The organism is Variovorax sp. V93 (assembly GCF_041154485.1).
GTDB lineage: Bacteria > Pseudomonadota > Gammaproteobacteria > Burkholderiales > Burkholderiaceae_C > Variovorax > Variovorax beijingensis_A.
Genome location: NZ_AP028669.1, coordinates 5,295,298 through 5,309,929, shown reverse-complemented (window position 1 = coordinate 5,309,929; position 14,632 = coordinate 5,295,298). Strand labels below are relative to the sequence as shown.

Annotated in this window: 13 protein-coding genes; 6 read left to right on the top strand and 7 right to left on the bottom strand. The window is 68.0% G+C overall.

What is annotated here, in order from left to right:
* Positions 1-221: 221 nt before the first annotated feature.
* Together ACAM54_RS25245 and ACAM54_RS25240 are read left to right on the top strand one after the other, a co-directional pair.
* Positions 222-686 (top strand): DUF3717 domain-containing protein, encoded by a 465-nt coding sequence (locus ACAM54_RS25245; protein ID WP_369649297.1) that lies wholly within the window; start codon positions 222-224, stop codon positions 684-686.
* A gap of 13 nt (positions 687-699) precedes the next feature.
* Complete coding sequence (locus tag ACAM54_RS25240) at positions 700-1,005, top strand: DUF2007 domain-containing protein (RefSeq protein ID WP_209535645.1); 306 nt, start codon at positions 700-702, stop codon at positions 1,003-1,005.
* A 2-nt stretch (positions 1,006-1,007) separates the two neighbouring features.
* On the opposite strand, the gene ACAM54_RS25235 is transcribed toward ACAM54_RS25240, so the two are convergent.
* From ACAM54_RS25235 to purB, 4 genes are all read right to left on the bottom strand, one after another.
* Entirely contained in the window at positions 1,008-1,568 is a 561-nt protein-coding gene (locus ACAM54_RS25235) for a YaeQ family protein (RefSeq protein ID WP_145739134.1), read from the bottom strand.
* A gap of 34 nt (positions 1,569-1,602) precedes the next feature.
* Positions 1,603-3,741 carry a TonB-dependent receptor family protein gene (locus ACAM54_RS25230; RefSeq protein WP_369651015.1) on the bottom strand — a complete coding sequence of 713 codons (2,139 nt, stop codon included), beginning with the start codon at positions 3,739-3,741 and terminating at the stop codon, positions 1,603-1,605.
* Between the two features lie 82 nt (positions 3,742-3,823).
* Positions 3,824-4,966 carry a PepSY-associated TM helix domain-containing protein gene (locus ACAM54_RS25225; protein WP_369649296.1) on the bottom strand — a complete coding sequence of 381 codons (1,143 nt, stop codon included), beginning with the start codon at positions 4,964-4,966 and terminating at the stop codon, positions 3,824-3,826.
* Between the two features lie 135 nt (positions 4,967-5,101).
* A complete protein-coding gene (gene purB / locus ACAM54_RS25220; protein WP_145739140.1) occupies positions 5,102-6,481 on the bottom strand; it encodes an adenylosuccinate lyase in 1,380 nt (459 codons plus the stop codon).
* 121 nt (positions 6,482-6,602) lie between these two features.
* On the opposite strand from purB, the gene ACAM54_RS25215 reads away from it, so the two are divergent.
* A complete protein-coding gene (locus ACAM54_RS25215; RefSeq protein WP_145739142.1) occupies positions 6,603-7,214 on the top strand; it encodes a glutathione S-transferase N-terminal domain-containing protein in 612 nt (203 codons plus the stop codon).
* A 287-nt stretch (positions 7,215-7,501) separates the two neighbouring features.
* Here ACAM54_RS25215 and ACAM54_RS25210 read toward each other — a convergent pair whose 3' ends face one another.
* Positions 7,502-8,119, bottom strand: coding sequence for a glutathione peroxidase (locus ACAM54_RS25210; RefSeq protein WP_369649295.1), 618 nt, complete (start codon positions 8,117-8,119; stop codon positions 7,502-7,504).
* A gap of 130 nt (positions 8,120-8,249) precedes the next feature.
* On the opposite strand from ACAM54_RS25210, the gene ACAM54_RS25205 reads away from it, so the two are divergent.
* From ACAM54_RS25205 to ACAM54_RS25195, 3 genes are all read left to right on the top strand, one after another.
* Positions 8,250-9,107: a ferritin-like domain-containing protein gene (locus ACAM54_RS25205; RefSeq protein WP_145739146.1), complete on the top strand. Its 858-nt coding sequence runs from the start codon at positions 8,250-8,252 to the stop codon at positions 9,105-9,107.
* 39 nt (positions 9,108-9,146) lie between these two features.
* The gene (locus ACAM54_RS25200) at positions 9,147-10,028 is read left to right on the top strand and encodes an RNA polymerase sigma-70 factor (protein WP_145739147.1); all 882 of its coding nucleotides are present in this window, start codon (positions 9,147-9,149) and stop codon (positions 10,026-10,028) included.
* Positions 10,029-10,119: 91 nt separating this feature from the next.
* Entirely contained in the window at positions 10,120-10,587 is a 468-nt protein-coding gene (locus ACAM54_RS25195) for a carboxymuconolactone decarboxylase family protein (protein ID WP_369649294.1), read from the top strand.
* Between the two features lie 9 nt (positions 10,588-10,596).
* On the opposite strand, the gene ACAM54_RS25190 is transcribed toward ACAM54_RS25195, so the two are convergent.
* A complete protein-coding gene (locus tag ACAM54_RS25190) occupies positions 10,597-11,727 on the bottom strand; it encodes a septal ring lytic transglycosylase RlpA family protein (protein ID WP_369649293.1) in 1,131 nt (376 codons plus the stop codon).
* A 109-nt stretch (positions 11,728-11,836) separates the two neighbouring features.
* Positions 11,837-14,632: a bifunctional [glutamate--ammonia ligase]-adenylyl-L-tyrosine phosphorylase/[glutamate--ammonia-ligase] adenylyltransferase gene (glnE, locus tag ACAM54_RS25185; RefSeq protein ID WP_369649292.1), complete on the bottom strand. Its 2,796-nt coding sequence runs from the start codon at positions 14,630-14,632 to the stop codon at positions 11,837-11,839.

The following is a 14,632-nucleotide window of genomic DNA, read 5'->3' as shown; positions in this document are numbered from 1 at the left end:
GTGGTGCACGGCGGCTGGGAGCTACTCCCCTTCGTGAGGAGAATTAGAGCATTGCAAACCCTGTTCTGGCAACCTCGAAATTACCGAGATCCAAAAAGAATGCTCTCGAAAGCCTTGTGGTTGCTGGTTATGTTGCTATGTGTTGTGTAGCGCATATAACCTTCGACTGACGCGGGACATTGCCGGACTATGATCGCCGGCTCGCTGTTTTTTCTCTCTTCATGGCCGCCATTCACATCACCGACATCGAGGCCGCCATCAACCATTGGCGGGAGAAGAGCCCCTCGCCCGACGGCATCACGCTGGCGCCCGAATTGCGCGCGCTCGCCGAGGTCTACGCGCTCATGGTGTTCCACCACGAGGACGAGGTCGACGAGTTCGGCTTCCCCGAAAAAGCCTGGGCCGCCTGGCTCGACTGGTACAACAGCACGCCCGACACCCCCTGCATCGCCATCTGCTCCACCAGCCAGGGCGACGATCAGTGCAAGGGCTGCGGCCGCAGCTTCGACGAGGTGCAGCACTGGCCCGCCATGTCGCCGGCCGAGAAGCGCGTGACCTGGCGCCGCATCACCATGGAAGACTCGGCCTGGCGCTTCAACAAATATGCGGAGCGTGCGCGCGAGGCCGAGCCGCCGCAGTGGCCCGACGATCCCGCCGAGCCCCTCGGTCCCGACGACGCGCCCTGAAGGAGGCCGCCCCATGCGCCGCCTTGCCCAGGCTCCGAACCTCGCGATCGCGGCCCTGTGGGTGCATGCGCTGCGCGAGGAGGGCGTGGAGGCGACGGTTCAGCGCGAATACCTGGGCGCCGTCATGGGCCAGCTGCCGCCCGACCAGTGCCTGCCCGAGATCTGGATCGACGACGAAGCGCAGTTCGAGCGCGCGCAGCAGGTGCTGCATGCGGCCCAGCACCGGCCGCAGCGCAACTGGCAGTGCATCTGCGGCGAGCGCATCGAAGGCGGCTTCGAGCAGTGCTGGCACTGCGGCCGGATGATGCCGGTGGCCTGAGGCTACTTCCAGCGCAGCAGCTCGACGTCGATGCTGTGGGTGCCGTCGCCCAGCGTCAGCGTGTTCTCCTGGATCGTCGCCTGCAGCTGCATGCTGCGCTGCGCGAGCGCGGCCAGCGCCTGCGAGGCTTCCGTCGGCACCCGGTAGACCTGCAGGTTCTGCGGCCGCGTGAGCTTGTTCTCGATGCCGCGCCACCAGATCTCGGCCGCATGGTTGAAGCAGTAGACGATCACCTCGTCCGCCTTGCCGCAGGCCTTGATGATGGGCTTGTCCTCGGGCTGGCCGACCTCGATCCACAGCTTGGTCTCGCCCGTGAAATCGCGCAGCCAGACATCGGGTTCGTCCACATTCGACAAGCCCGCGCCGAAGGCCAGCGTGCCGTCGCCCTGGCAAACGTCCTGCAGCTTGTGCGCGTTGAGCGCGAGCGCGACGAGCCGGATCATCATCCGCTCGTCGGTCTCGCTCGGATGGCGCGCCAGGGTCAGCGCATGGTCGGCGTAGTAGCCGTGGTCGATGTCGGCCACCGCGAGGGCAGCCTTGAAGATGGTGGATTTGAGGGCCATGGGTGCGCGAGTGTATGCGCCCCCACGGGCCGCGTCAGAACGCCACCGAGGCCTGCAGGTATACCGTGCGCGGCTGGCCCACGTACTTGCCGCCGTTGTTGTCGACCGAGCGGTTGTAGTAGCGGCGGTCGAACAGGTTCTTGACGCCGACGGCCAGCTTCAGGTGGCTCATCGAGGGGCCGAAGTCGTACGCCGCGCGCAGGTTCATGGTGGCGTAGCCCGGAATGTTGCCGAGCCGGCCGTTCGGGTCTTCCAGCGTGATGTATTGCGCGCCGTCGTCGGGCGAGCCCGGCGAGCGCTGCTTCGATTGCGCGTACACGTCGGCATTGAAGGTCCACGGCCCGCGCTCGTAGCGCGCGCCGAGCGTGGCCACCTGGCGCGAGTAGAAGGGCAGGTCGCGCCCGGCAAAGGCCCCGGCCTTGGCAATCGCCTGCGTGTAGGTGTAGGTGGCCGACACCGACAGGCCCTTGAGCGAATCGCTCAGGCTGCCGAGCTGGTAGCGCAGCGCCGACTCCAGGCCGCGGTGCCGCGTGGCGCCCAGGTCGGTCCACTGGCCGACGTCGCCGGTGATCGAGCGGGCCAGCAGCAGCTCCTTGTCGAAGTTGATGTTGAACAGCGTCAGCTCGCCGCTCCAGGCCTCGCCCTTGTAGTGCGTGCCGATCTCGTAGGTCTTGGCCTTCTCGGGGTGCAGGCCGGTGGTGGACTGCGCGAGCTGCGCATATTGCTGCGGCCCGAACGAAACGCCGGCATTCGCGAACACCGACCAGCGCTCGTTCATGCGGTAGAGCACCGACAGCGTCGGCAGCACCTCGTTGGAATCGATCTTCGGATAGTTCGCGCCGGTGACGCGGCCGTTGGCCAGCGTGAAGACGTCGTTGTGCGAGCGGATCGATTCGTAGCGCACGCCGGGCGTGACCGTCCAGTTGCCGAAGTCGATGCGGTCGTCGATGTAGACGGCGTGGGCGGTGGTGCCGCCCTTGCTCGACTGGTAGGCGGGCTGGGCGAGGGCATAGGCGTCGAAGCCCGGGCTCGGCCGGTAGTAGGCGCTGCGCGTCGCCACTTCGGAGGCTTCTTCCTTGAGGTAGCGCGCGCCGACGCTGATCTCCTGCACCACGCTGCCCGAATCGATCAGGCGCGAGTAGCGGGGCTCGAAGGCGTAGGTCTTGTAGTTGCGCGGCGCGCTGGTCAGGCGCCGCCGGCTGGCGTTGGCGCCGGTGCCTTCCTGCTCGAGGTAGCTGCTGCGGAAGGAGTCCGTGTAGTAGCTCAGCATCTCGAACTTGTTCACGCCGTCGTCGTGCGTGTACTTGATCGAGCCGTCGGTGCGGCGTCCGGAAAACTCGTCGAAAGGCCGGTCCGACTGGAACGGGTCGGCCGCGAACTGCGCGGTGGTCAGCCCGCCCGGCATGCGGCCCTTGCCCTCGAAGTGATGCAGCGTCACCGCGATGTCGTCGGTCTTCGACAGGCGGTAGGCGCCCTTGAGCATCAGGTCGTCGATGCTGGTGTGGTCGTTGCTCCGGCGAAAGCCGTCGCCGTGCGTGCCCGAATAGAGCAGCGCCAGGCCCAGGCCGTTCTCGTTGGTGCCGCCGATGAACAGGCTGGGCGTGGTCTTGGTGCCGCCGCCGTGGCCCGCGCTTTCCACGCCCACACTCACTTCGCCCGCGAACTGCTTGGGAATAGCGCGCGTCACGAAGTTGATGATGCCGCCCACGTTCTGCGGTCCGTAGCGCACCGAGCCCGCGCCGCGCACCACGTCGACCGCTTCCAGGCTGCCGAGCGACAGCGGTGCCAGCGACAGCTGCGGCTGGCCGTAGGGCGCATAGGCCAGCGGCACGCCGTCCAGCAGGATGGTCGAGCGCGGCGACAGCCGCGAGGTGAGGCCGCGCACGCCCACGTTGAGCGAGATGTCGCTGCCGCCCGTGCCGTTGCTCTCCTGCACTTGCACGCCCGGAACCTGGCGCAGCGCCTCGCGCACGCTGGTGGCGCCGCTTTCCTGGATCTGCGTGCGCTCGACGATGCTGCGCGCGCCCGGGTGCTCGAGCACCTTGGTCTCGCTGGGCGTGCCGAGCCAGTCGCCCGTGACGGTCACCGCCTCCAGCGACTTCGCGCCGGATGCGGCACCGGCCGGCTCGGCCTCGGCCGCCAGGCTCTGGAAACTGATGGGGAACAGCGCCATGACCAGTGCGGCGCACTTCTTTTGCTTGAACAAGGCTTCTCCTCGGATATCCATAAAAATCGAAAGCTGCAGGGCGTCCGGCTCAGGACGTGGTGCGGTTGCCGCCCGAAAGCGCGATGTCGCGGGCCGCGGCCGCCGCGCGGCGGCGGCGCCACCAGAGCCAGATGCCGCTCAGGCCCAGGCCGCCGAGCGCCAGGCCGAGCAGCATGGTGATCGCCTGGTGCACCGGCCCGCCCAGCACGCCCGTGTGCAGCGGGTAGATCACCACCACCGCGCCGTTGCCGGCGTCCAGGTCCTGCCAGCGGCGCACCGCCAGCACTTCGCCGGTCAGCGGATGCAGCCACACGGAGCTGATGCCGTTCGGATGCGGATCGTCGGCCAGCCGGAAGCGCACGCGCATCGGGCGGTTCGGCCTGGCCGGCACCTGCACGTAGCCGATCGGCTGGCCCGGGAATACGCTTTGCGCGCGGGCCACCAGTTCGTCGAGCGAAAGCCGGGCGCTCATGGGCGAGCCCTTGGGAACCGCGGGCGGCTTGACCAGCTCCTGGCCCATGGCGGTGGAAATGAAGCCGCCGAGCGGCCGCCAGGCCATGTAGGCGCCCGTGAACACCGACACCGCAATCAGCAGCCCGAGCACCGCGCCGCCGGTGCGGTGCAGGTCGAACAGCCCGCGCAGCAGGCCGCGGTCGAGCGAAATGCGCAGCGACGGCGGCCAGCGCGCGGGCCACCAGAGCACCAGGCCGGTGACCAGCAGGAAGAGGTAGGCCAGCGCCACGAAGGCCAGGATGCCCTTGCCTGTGTCTTCCAGCAGCAGGCTGCTGTGCAGCTCGAAGAGCAGGTTGTAGGCGCCTTCGTGCGAGCCGCGCCGGCCTTGCTCCGCGCCGGTGGCGGGGTCGAGGTAGAGGGTGCCGTCCCAGGGGCCGCGCACGTACACCCAGAGCGTCTCGCCGGGGCTGCGCGGCGGGCGCAGCGTGAAGGTGGTGTCGGGGCCGAACTCGGCCACGAGGTGCTGGCGCAGCGGTTCGAGCGGCAGCGTGGGCATCCCCGTTCCCGCTTCGGCCGCGCTTCGTGCGACGAAGAGCGCGGGATGCGCATGGCGGTCGATCGGCAAGGCCACCACCAGCACGGCGCCCAGCAGCGCCGTGAGGGCCAGGACCGGACCGAGCGAGAGGCCGATCCAGCGGTGGATCTTGAGCCAGAGGCGTCGGAGGGATGCGCGCAGCATGGACAACAGGGGCGTCGAAAAGGCCCCGCCTGGTTGTTGGCTGGCGCGCCGCACGGGGCGCGTTGGCTGGAAAGGGGGCGTGGCACGAAGAAAACAGCCGCCCTCGGGCGGCTGCTGCATCGGCGTGCGGGGAGGCTAGATTCTACTGGCGAGCTCCGCCGCCTTGCCCACGTAGCTCGCGGGCGTCATGGCAAGCAGGCGCTCCTTTTCCGCTTCGGGAATGTCGAGCGAGCGGATCAGGCCGTGCAGCGCCTCGGCCGTCACGGTCTTGCCGCGCGTCACTTCCTTGAGCTGCTCGTAGGCGCCCTGCACGCCGAAGCGGCGCATCACGGTCTGGATCGGTTCGGCCAGCACTTCCCACGAGGCGTCGAGGTCTTCGGCCAGCGCTTCTTCGTTGAGTTCCAGCTTGCCCAGGCCCGTGGCCAGGCTCGCGTAGGCCAGCGTGGCATAGCCGAAGGCCACGCCGATGTTGCGCAGCACCGTGCTGTCGGTCAGGTCGCGCTGCCAGCGGCTGATCGGCAGTTTCTCGCTCAGGTGGCGCAGCACCGCGTTGGCCAGGCCCAGGTTGCCTTCGGCATTCTCGAAATCGATCGGGTTGACCTTGTGCGGCATGGTCGAGGAGCCGATCTCGCCCTTCTTGAGCCGCTGCTTGAAGTAGCCCAGGCTCACGTAGCCCCAGACGTCGCGCGAGAAGTCGATCAGGATGGTGTTGGCGCGCGCCACCGCGTCGAACAGCTCGGCCATGTAGTCGTGCGGCTCGATCTGGATGCTGTAGGGCTGGAAGCTCAGGCCCAGGCCGAGCGGTGCCGGCGTTTCGATGACCTTGCGGCTGAACGCCTCCCAGTCGAAGTCGGGCCAGGCGGCCAGGTGGGCGTTGTAGTTGCCCACGGCGCCGTTCATCTTGCCGAGCAGCTGCACCGAGGCAATCTGCGCGCGCGCCTTCGAGAGCCGCACCGCCACGTTGGCGATTTCCTTGCCCACGGTGGTCGGGCTGGCGGTCTGGCCGTGCGTGCGCGACAGCATCGAGACGCCGGCGAACTGGTGCGCCATTTCGCGCAGCTTGGCAATCAGGCCGTCGATGGCCGGCAGCATGACTTTTTCGCGCGCGGCCTGGATCTGCAGCGCATGGCTGGTGTTGTTGATGTCTTCGCTGGTGCAGGCGAAGTGCACGAATTCGGCGGCGGCCAGCAGCTCGGGCCGGGCTTCGAACTTGGACTTGATCCAGTATTCGACCGCCTTCACGTCGTGGTTGGTGGTCTTCTCGATGTCCTTGATGGCCAGCGCGTCGGCCTCCGAGAAGTGCGAAACCAGCCCCAGCAGGTACTTGCGGGCGCCGCCCGTGAGCGGCTTGAATTCGGCAAAGCCGCAGTCCGACAGCGCGATGAACCACGCCACTTCGACCTGCACGCGCCGGTGCATGTAGCCCTGTTCGCTCATCAGCGGGCGCAAGGCCGCGAGTTTGGCCGCATAGCGGCCATCAAGTGGGGAGAGGGCGGAAACGGTGGAGAAGCTCATTCCCCGAATTTTAGGTGGCTTGGCGCCGATGCACGTTTGCCACGGATCGGGGCCCGCTCTTTGGCCCTTCCCCTAAAATGACCATGAACAAACGTCATCAATGCAAGGGGAGAGAGCTTTCATGAAACTGATCGGATCGGCCGCCAGCCCTTATGTGCGCAAGGTGCGCGTGGTGCTGGCCGAAAAGCGTCTCGACTACCAGTTCGTGATCGAGGACGTCTGGGCGGCCGACACCACCATCGCGCACTCCAACCCCCTCGGGAAGGTGCCTTGCCTCATCATGGAAGGCGGCGACGCGATGTTCGATTCGCGCGTGATCGTCGAATACCTCGACACCCTGTCCCCCGTGGGCAAGCTGATTCCCCAGCAGGGCCGCGAGCGCGCCGAGGTCAAGACCTGGGAAGCGCTGGCCGACGGCGTCATGGACGCCGGCGTGCTCTGGCGGCTGGAAGCCACCTGGTCGGGCCGCAGCGATGGCGAGCGCAGCGCCGCCTGGATCGAGCGCCAGCGCGCCAAGGTCGAAGGCGGCATCGCCGCCATGGCCAAGGGGCTGGCCGACAAGCCCTTTTGCAGCGGCATCCACCTGAGCCTGTCGGACATCGCCGTGGGCTGCGCGCTGGGCTGGCTGGGGTTGCGCTTTCCCGAGATCGACTGGCGCCATGAGCACGCCAATCTCGCAAAGCTGTACGACAAGCTGATGCTGCGGCCCAGCTTCATCGACACCCAACCATGAAAAAAGGCGCCTCTGGCGCCTTTTTCGTTTCAGGGCGCCGGCGTATGCCGCGCCCCGCCCGTGCGGGAAATACAAAAATGCTGCGAGGCGCCCCGACGCGAAGGAGGGAGGGAGGGAGGAGGAGAAGAATCGCCTCGGGATTTCGACCAGGCAAGACGCCCGGAAGACCTCGCAACATGAAAACTGGAAGGCATTTGCTGCACTCGTTCGTTATGAGCACAGTGTGCCAGTCCGGTTCCCCCTCCAGTGGTAAACGTTTGTGACCGTTAGTTCACGGCGGCAAGCCGTCAGCCCCCGGCCGCGAGCTGGCTCTCGATGACCTTGACGAAGGCGCTCTCGTCGGGCGCCGTCATGCTGGACCAGGCCTGCACCACCTTGCCGTCCCGCCCGATCAGGTACTTGTAGAAATTCCACTTCGGCGTGGTGCCCGAGGCCAGCGCGAGCTGCTTGAACAGCGGGTTGGCATTGGCGCCGCGCACCGACGACTTCGCGAACATCGGAAACTTCACGCCGAAGGTGCTTTCGCAGAAATCGGCAATTTCCTTGTTCGAACCCGATTCCTGCGCGAAATCGTTGGACGGGAAGCCCAGCACCACCAGCCCGCGCGAGCGGTATCTGCTGTCCAGCGCCTCCAGCCCCTTGTATTGCGGGGTAAAGCCGCAGAAGCTCGCGGTGTTCACCACCAGCACCACCTTGCCCGCGTACTGGCACAGCGATTGGGGTTTTTCGTCCTGCAGCCGCGGAAAGGTGTGTTGCAGGATGGGCGGGCAGGCGGCGGCCGCGGCACCGTCGGCCGCGGCGGATGGGGCAGCAGCGGGAGTTGGAGACGGGCTGGGAGAAGGGGCCTGGGCGACCGCCGTGCCAGCGGCAAGGAGGCATGCGGCCAGGACGGCGGGGATTCGCATAAGAGGGCTCCTGAAGACAAAAAAGTGTGCATTTCGCGCCATAAGACCGCGCTTATCCACACATCATCGCGCGTCTGTCATGGGTGCGCCAAACGAGCCGACTAAAATCGACGGCCTTAGAAAGACTTTGATGCTTTATCCGGAACTCTTCAGACAACTCGAATCTGTCCGCTGGGACATGGACAAGGACATTCCCTGGCAGTCGTTCGATGCTTCGCTGCTGTCCGAAGAGCAGGCGCAGACCATCAAGATGAACGCCATCACCGAGTGGGCGGCACTGCCGGCCACCGAGATGTTCCTGCGCGACAACCGCCACGATAGCGACTTTTCCGCTTTCATGTCGATCTGGTTCTTCGAGGAGCAGAAGCATTCGCTGGTGCTCATGGAGTACCTGAAGCGTTTCAGTCCCCAGCATGCGCCCACCGAGCAGGAACTGCACGAGGTGCGCTTCGACTTCGACCCGGCCCCCCCGCTCGAAACCCTGATGCTGCACTTCTGCGGCGAAATCCGCCTCAACCACTGGTACCGCCGCGCCGCCCAGTGGCACACCGAGCCGGTCATCAAGCACATCTACACCACGCTGAGCCAGGACGAGGCCCGCCACGGCGGCGCCTACCTGCGCTACATGAAGCGCGCCATGGAAAAGTTCGGCGACGAGGCGCGCGCCGCGTTCACCAAGGTGGGCGTGCTGATGGCCAGCGCGAGGCGCACGGCCCAGGCGCTGCACCCGACCAACCTGCACGTCAACAAGGCGCTGTTCCCCAACGACACCATCCAGAGCCGCATGCCCGACCCCGACTGGCTCGAGCACTGGCTGGACAAGCAGATCAAGTTCGACGCGGTCTGGGAAAGCAAGGTCGGCGAGCGCATCCTGCACAACCTGAGCCTGCTGATGAACCGCAGCTTCAAGACCGTGCAGGAACTCAACCGCTACCGCAAGGAACTGGCCGCCTCGCTCGGCCCCAGGCCCGAGTACCAGGGCGCATAGCACCTGTCACAAACCCGGTGGGTCGCCCGTCTTGTGAGCATGGACGATCCCACCCTCGCCTTCAACAGCCACCGCCGCCGCCTGCAGGGCATCGCCTACCGCATGCTCGGCTCCGTCGCGGAAGCCGAAGAGGTGGTGCAGGACGCCTGGCTGCGCTGGCATGAGGCCGACAAGGCCGACCTGGGCAGTGCCGAAGCCTGGCTGGTCACCGTCGTCACGCGCCTTTCGATCGACCGGCTGCGCGCCGCGAAGGTCCAGCGCGAGCACTACGTCGGTGCCTGGATGCCCGAGCCCACGCTGACCGGCGGGCCGGACACCCCGGAGCAGCTGCTCGAACGCGCCGACAACATTTCCGTCGCCTTCCTGGCCGTGCTCGAGCGCCTGGCGCCCGAGGCGCGCGCGGCCTTCCTGCTGCGCGAGGTGTTCGATGCCGACTACGACGAGGTGGCCCGCACGCTCGGCAAGAGCGAAGCCGCCTGCCGGCAGCTGGTGCACCGCGCCAAGGCCCAGGTGCAGGAGGCGCGCCCGCGCTTCCAGGTGCCGCGCGAAACCCACCAGCGCCTGCTGCGCGCCTTTGCCGATGCGGCAGCGCGCGGCAGCCTGCAGGAGCTGAAGGCGCTGATGGCGGAAGACGTGGAACTCATCGGCGACGGCGGCGGCAAGGTGCAGAGCTTCAGCAAGGTCCTGCGCGGCAGCCAGCGGCTCGCGCAGCTGTACTTCGCGCTTTGGCGCCGCATGGGCACCGCGGTGCGCATGGAACTGGTGGAGATCAACGGCGAGCCCGGACTCTTGCGTTTCATCGACGGGCAGCTCGAATCGGCCCAGACCTTCGAGATCGAGGACGAGCGCATCGTGCGCGTCCGCGTGCAGCGCAACCCCGACAAGCTCGCGCGCATCGCGCAGCTCTATTCGTCGAAATAATTTTCGGACGGCGTGTCACAGGGCCGATGGCCGGCCCGTCTTCAGTGGGTAGCAAGCAGATTCTTCATCTCAACCACCTGGAGCACGCACCATGAGCAACCCCATCGCCCCCCGCCTGACCTGGTTCAAGATCGCGCCCAAGGCCTTCCAGGCCATGATCGCCGTCAACGGCACCATCGAGTCGAGCACGCTCGGCAAGGTGCTGATCGACCTCGTCTTTGCCCGCGTCTCGCAGATCAACGGCTGCGCCTACTGCCTCGACATGCACGTGCGCGACCTGCGCCAGCAGGGCGAGGACTGGCAGCGCATCAACAGCCTGTCCACCTGGCGCGAAGTGAGCTTCTTCAGCGAGCGCGAGCGCGCGGCGCTCGACTGGGCCGAGACGCTGACGCGCCTGCCCGATCATCACCAAGCCCGCGATGCCGAATTCGAAGCGCTCCAGGCGCATTTCAGCGAACTCGAGATCGTCGAACTCTCGATCGCCATCGCGCAGATCAACGCGTGGAACCGCATGGGCGTGGGCATGCGCCTGCCGGTGGCGGCCAAGGCGATGCCCTGAGGCCTCGAATCAGCGTCGCTCGACCACCATCGGCGCGATGCGCAGGCTCTCGCGCAGCTGCGTGACGGCCTCGCCGGCTTCGCTGCGCGAGGTAAAGGGCCCGGCCTGCAGGCGGTGCGTGCCGGCTTCGCTGAACACGCGCAGCTGCGGCGCCAGGGTGGGCAGGCCGCGCGCGGCCTGGCTCCGCAGGCTCTCGGCGCCATCGCGCTCGCGGAAGGCACCGAGCTGCACCCAGAAACCCGCGGCTGCGGCTGAAGGCGAGGAGGGCGCCGCGCCCTGCGAGGCAGCTGCGGGCGCGGGCGGCGGTGCCGTGGGCGGCGCCAGCGGCGGGAGGTCGGTGACCATGATCGGCTGGCGGGGCGATGCGGCCTCCGGCTCGGGCGCCGGCGCGGCCTGCGCGATCCGGTCGGCGGGCGCCGTGGATGCCATGGGCGTTTGCGGCGCGACCGGCATCGCCCCGGCCGGCGCTGCAGCGTTCATCGCCACCGGCGCCACCCAGGCCGAGGGCACGGCCACCGGTGCAGGCTCGGCGCGCGGCGGCTGCGAGGCCGAGGCATACGCCGTGCCCGAATCGCGCCGCCATGCGCCCGTGCGGATGTCCTCGTTCGTGATGCGCTCGATTTCCACCGGCGCCACGCCGCGCAGCAGGTCGAGCTTGAGCGCCGCGGTGTAGCTCAGGTCGATGATGCGGCCGTCGACGAAGGGCCCGCGGTCGTTCACCCGCACGATCACCTCGCGCCCGTTGGCCGGGTTGCGCACCCGCACGTAGCTGGGCAGCGGCAGCGTCTTGTGTGCGGCCGTCATGGCGTACATGTCGTAGGGCTCGCCGCTCGCGGTCGAGGCGCTGTGGAACTTGCGGCCGTACCACGAGGCGATGCCCGATTCGCGGAACGGCCGGTCGTCGGTGATCGGCTGGTAGGCCCGGCCCAGCACCGTGTAGGGCTTGCTGGTGCCGCCGCTGTTGCGGATGGCTTCGATGCGGGGCTCGGCATCGGGCACGCGGTCCAGGTCGGACGGGATGTTGCTGCCCGGGCCGTCGCGGCCGCCCAGTGCGCCGCCGCCGCTGCGCGTGCCGCTCGCGCAGCCCGCGAGAAGGACGGCGACGGCGATGGCACACACCGCCGCTGCTTTTCGATGCATTTCGCGCCAGAAACACCGCGGAACCGGCTTTGCCGGGCCGCCGGTGTTGCCCCCGGTGAGGGGGGTGGCGAAGCGACACGAAGTGCGCGAAGCCTGGGGGTGAGCCAAATCAGCCAAATACCGCCTTCCACAAGGCCAGCATGGCGTCGCGCTCGGCGGCCAGTGCGGGCGGGGTGACCTGGGTCGGTTCTTCGTTGAGGCGTGCACGGTGCTGCACGCGGCGCAGTTCGCGGTAGGCGGCGGCGGCATTGCGGCCGACGCCTTCGGGCAGCAGGCCGGCTTCTTCGGCGCGCAGCAGCAGCGCGATGTTGCCGACGTTGGGAATCAGCTCCGGATGCTCGCCCGAGGCCGACAGCACCAGGAACTGCACCGCGAACTCGGCATCCACCATGCCGCCGGGGCTGTGCTTGACGTCGAAGCGATCGGCCTTCACCGGCCGCGCGCCGCGCAGCTTGTTGCGCATTGCGATGATCTCGGCCTTCAGTGCCTCGCGGTCGCGCGGCGCCACCAGCACGGCTTCGCGCACCTGGTCGAAGCGCGTGCCCAGCGCTGTACTGCCGAGCACGAAGCGCGCACGCGTCATGGCCTGGTGCTCCCAGGTCCATGCGGTGTTGCTGCCGCGGCCCAGCTGGTAGCGCTCGTAGGCTTCGAAGCTGGTGGTCAGCAGGCCCGAATTGCCGTTCGGCCTCAAGGCAGTGTCGATCTCGAACAGGTCGCCCTCGCGCGTCTTCACGGTGAGCCAGTTGATCAGCTTGCGCACGTAGGCCGCATAGACTTCGCCCGCGCGTTCGTCGTCGTCTTCGTAGACGAACACGATGTCGAGGTCGCTGCCGTAGCCCAGTTCCTTTCCGCCGAGCTTGCCGTAGCCGATGATCGCGAACTGCGGCAGCTCGCGGTGCCTGTTGCGCACATGCGGCCAGCACCAATGGGCGGTCACGCGCAAGGTGGTGTCGGCCAGCGCGCTCAGGTCGTCGGCCACCTGCTCCACCGTGAGCCGGCCGTCCACGTCGCGCGCCAGCGTGCGGAACACCTCGGCATGGTGGGCGTGGCGCAGCAGGTTCAGCAGGCGCTCCTCGTCGGCCTCGCCGGTGCGGCTGAGCGAGGCGTGGCGCGCCTCGAGTTCGCGCTCGAACTCGGCCGCCATGAAGCGGCCCGAGAGCATTTCGTCGCTCGCGAGCTCGTCGATCACGCCCGGGTGCTGCATCAGGTAGCGCGCGGGCCACTTCGCGGCGCCCAAGAGCCGCAGCAGCCGTTCCTGCACCGCGGGCCGCTCGACCAGCAGCGCCAGGTAGCTCTCGCGCCGCAGCAGCGGCTCGATCCAGTCGGCCCAGCGCAAGGCGGCGTCCACATGGCGCGGCGTCTGTCCGGGGCCGTCGCCGTCGGGCTCCTTCAGCCATTGCCCGGTGCGCTGCACCAGCTGGCGCAGCCGGGCGCGCGTTTCCTCGCGCAGCGCCAGCACGCGGGGCTGCTCGCACCAGTTGCGGATGCGGTCGGCAAAGGCCGGCGGCAGGTCGTCGAGCAGGTCGGCCAGGTCGGTGGGGGCGGCGGCCTTCTTGCCGTTGCATTTGCCGTTGCAGGGCTTCTCGCCGCCGAGCAGCTTGTCGAACTCCTGCGCCACGAACTCGCGGTGCGTGTCGAGCTGCTCGAGGAACGGGCAGCAGCTGGCGTAGCCCATGGTCTGCGCGACCCAGCGCAGGTCGTCGTCGGCCACCGGCAGGACGTGGGTCTGCTGGTCGTCCAGGTACTGGATGCGGTGCTCCACGCGGCGCAGGAACTCGTAGGCCGCGGCCAGGGTGTCGGCGGTTTCCTGCGGCATCAGGCCGGCGCGCGCGAGCCGCTGCAGCGCGTCGAGCGTGGGGCGCGTGCGCAGTTCGGGAAACTGGCCGCCGCGCACCACCTGCAGCAGCTGCACGGTGAACTCGATCTCGCGGATGCCGCCGCGCGAGAGCTTGACGTCGTTGGCGCGCTCGGGCCGCCCGGCGCTGCGGCGGGCCGACTGCTCGCGGATCTGCCGGTGCAGCGTGCGCAGCGAATCGAACACGCTGTAGTCCAGGTAGCGCCGGAACACGAAGGGCAGCACGGTGGCGCGCAGGCCCTGCGCAAGGCCTTCCGAGACCACGTCGCGCGGCGCGACGACCCGGCTCTTCATCCAGGCAAAGCGCTCCCACTCGCGGCCCTGCACCTGGAAATATTCTTCGAGCGCATCGAGCGACACCACGCTGGGCCCGGAATTGCCGTTCGGCCGCAGCGCAAGGTCGACGCGGAACACGAAGCCGTGCTCGGTGATGTCGCCCACCAGCGCATAGATGCGCTTCACGGCGCGCGAGAAATATTCCTGGTTCGAGAGGCGGCTGCGGCCGTCGGCATCGCCGCGGGTTTCGCCGTCCAGGTCGTAGAGGTAGATCAGGTCGATGTCGCTCGACACGTTGAGCTCGCGCGCGCCGAGCTTGCCCATGCCCACCACCCAGAGCTGCGCGCGCTGGCCTTCGGGGCCCAGCGGGGCGCCGTGCACCGCGTCGAGTTCCTGGCAGGCGTCGCGGCAGGCGACGTCGAGCGCGAATTCAGCGAGCTCGGTGACGGCGGTGGTCACCACGGCCAGCGGCGCCTTCGCATCGCAATCGAGGGTGACAAGCCGTTCCATCACGAGCTGCCGCACAATGCGCAGCGCATCGCCGACGCCGTCCCCGCGTTCGCGCAGTGCCTCGTAGGCCTTCGACATCGACTCGCGCCGTGGCGCGCCAGGGGAAAGCAATGCAAGCTCGGCCGCATACCTGCGGCGCAGGCGCTGGACGAAGCGCGAATAGGAAGAGAACGCGACCTCGGTCGCTTCTGTCGATGGCGTGGCTGGCAACTGGTTCACACTGGTGTCGGCTTCCGCGGAACCCCTCTGAATGCTGGCGGTCAT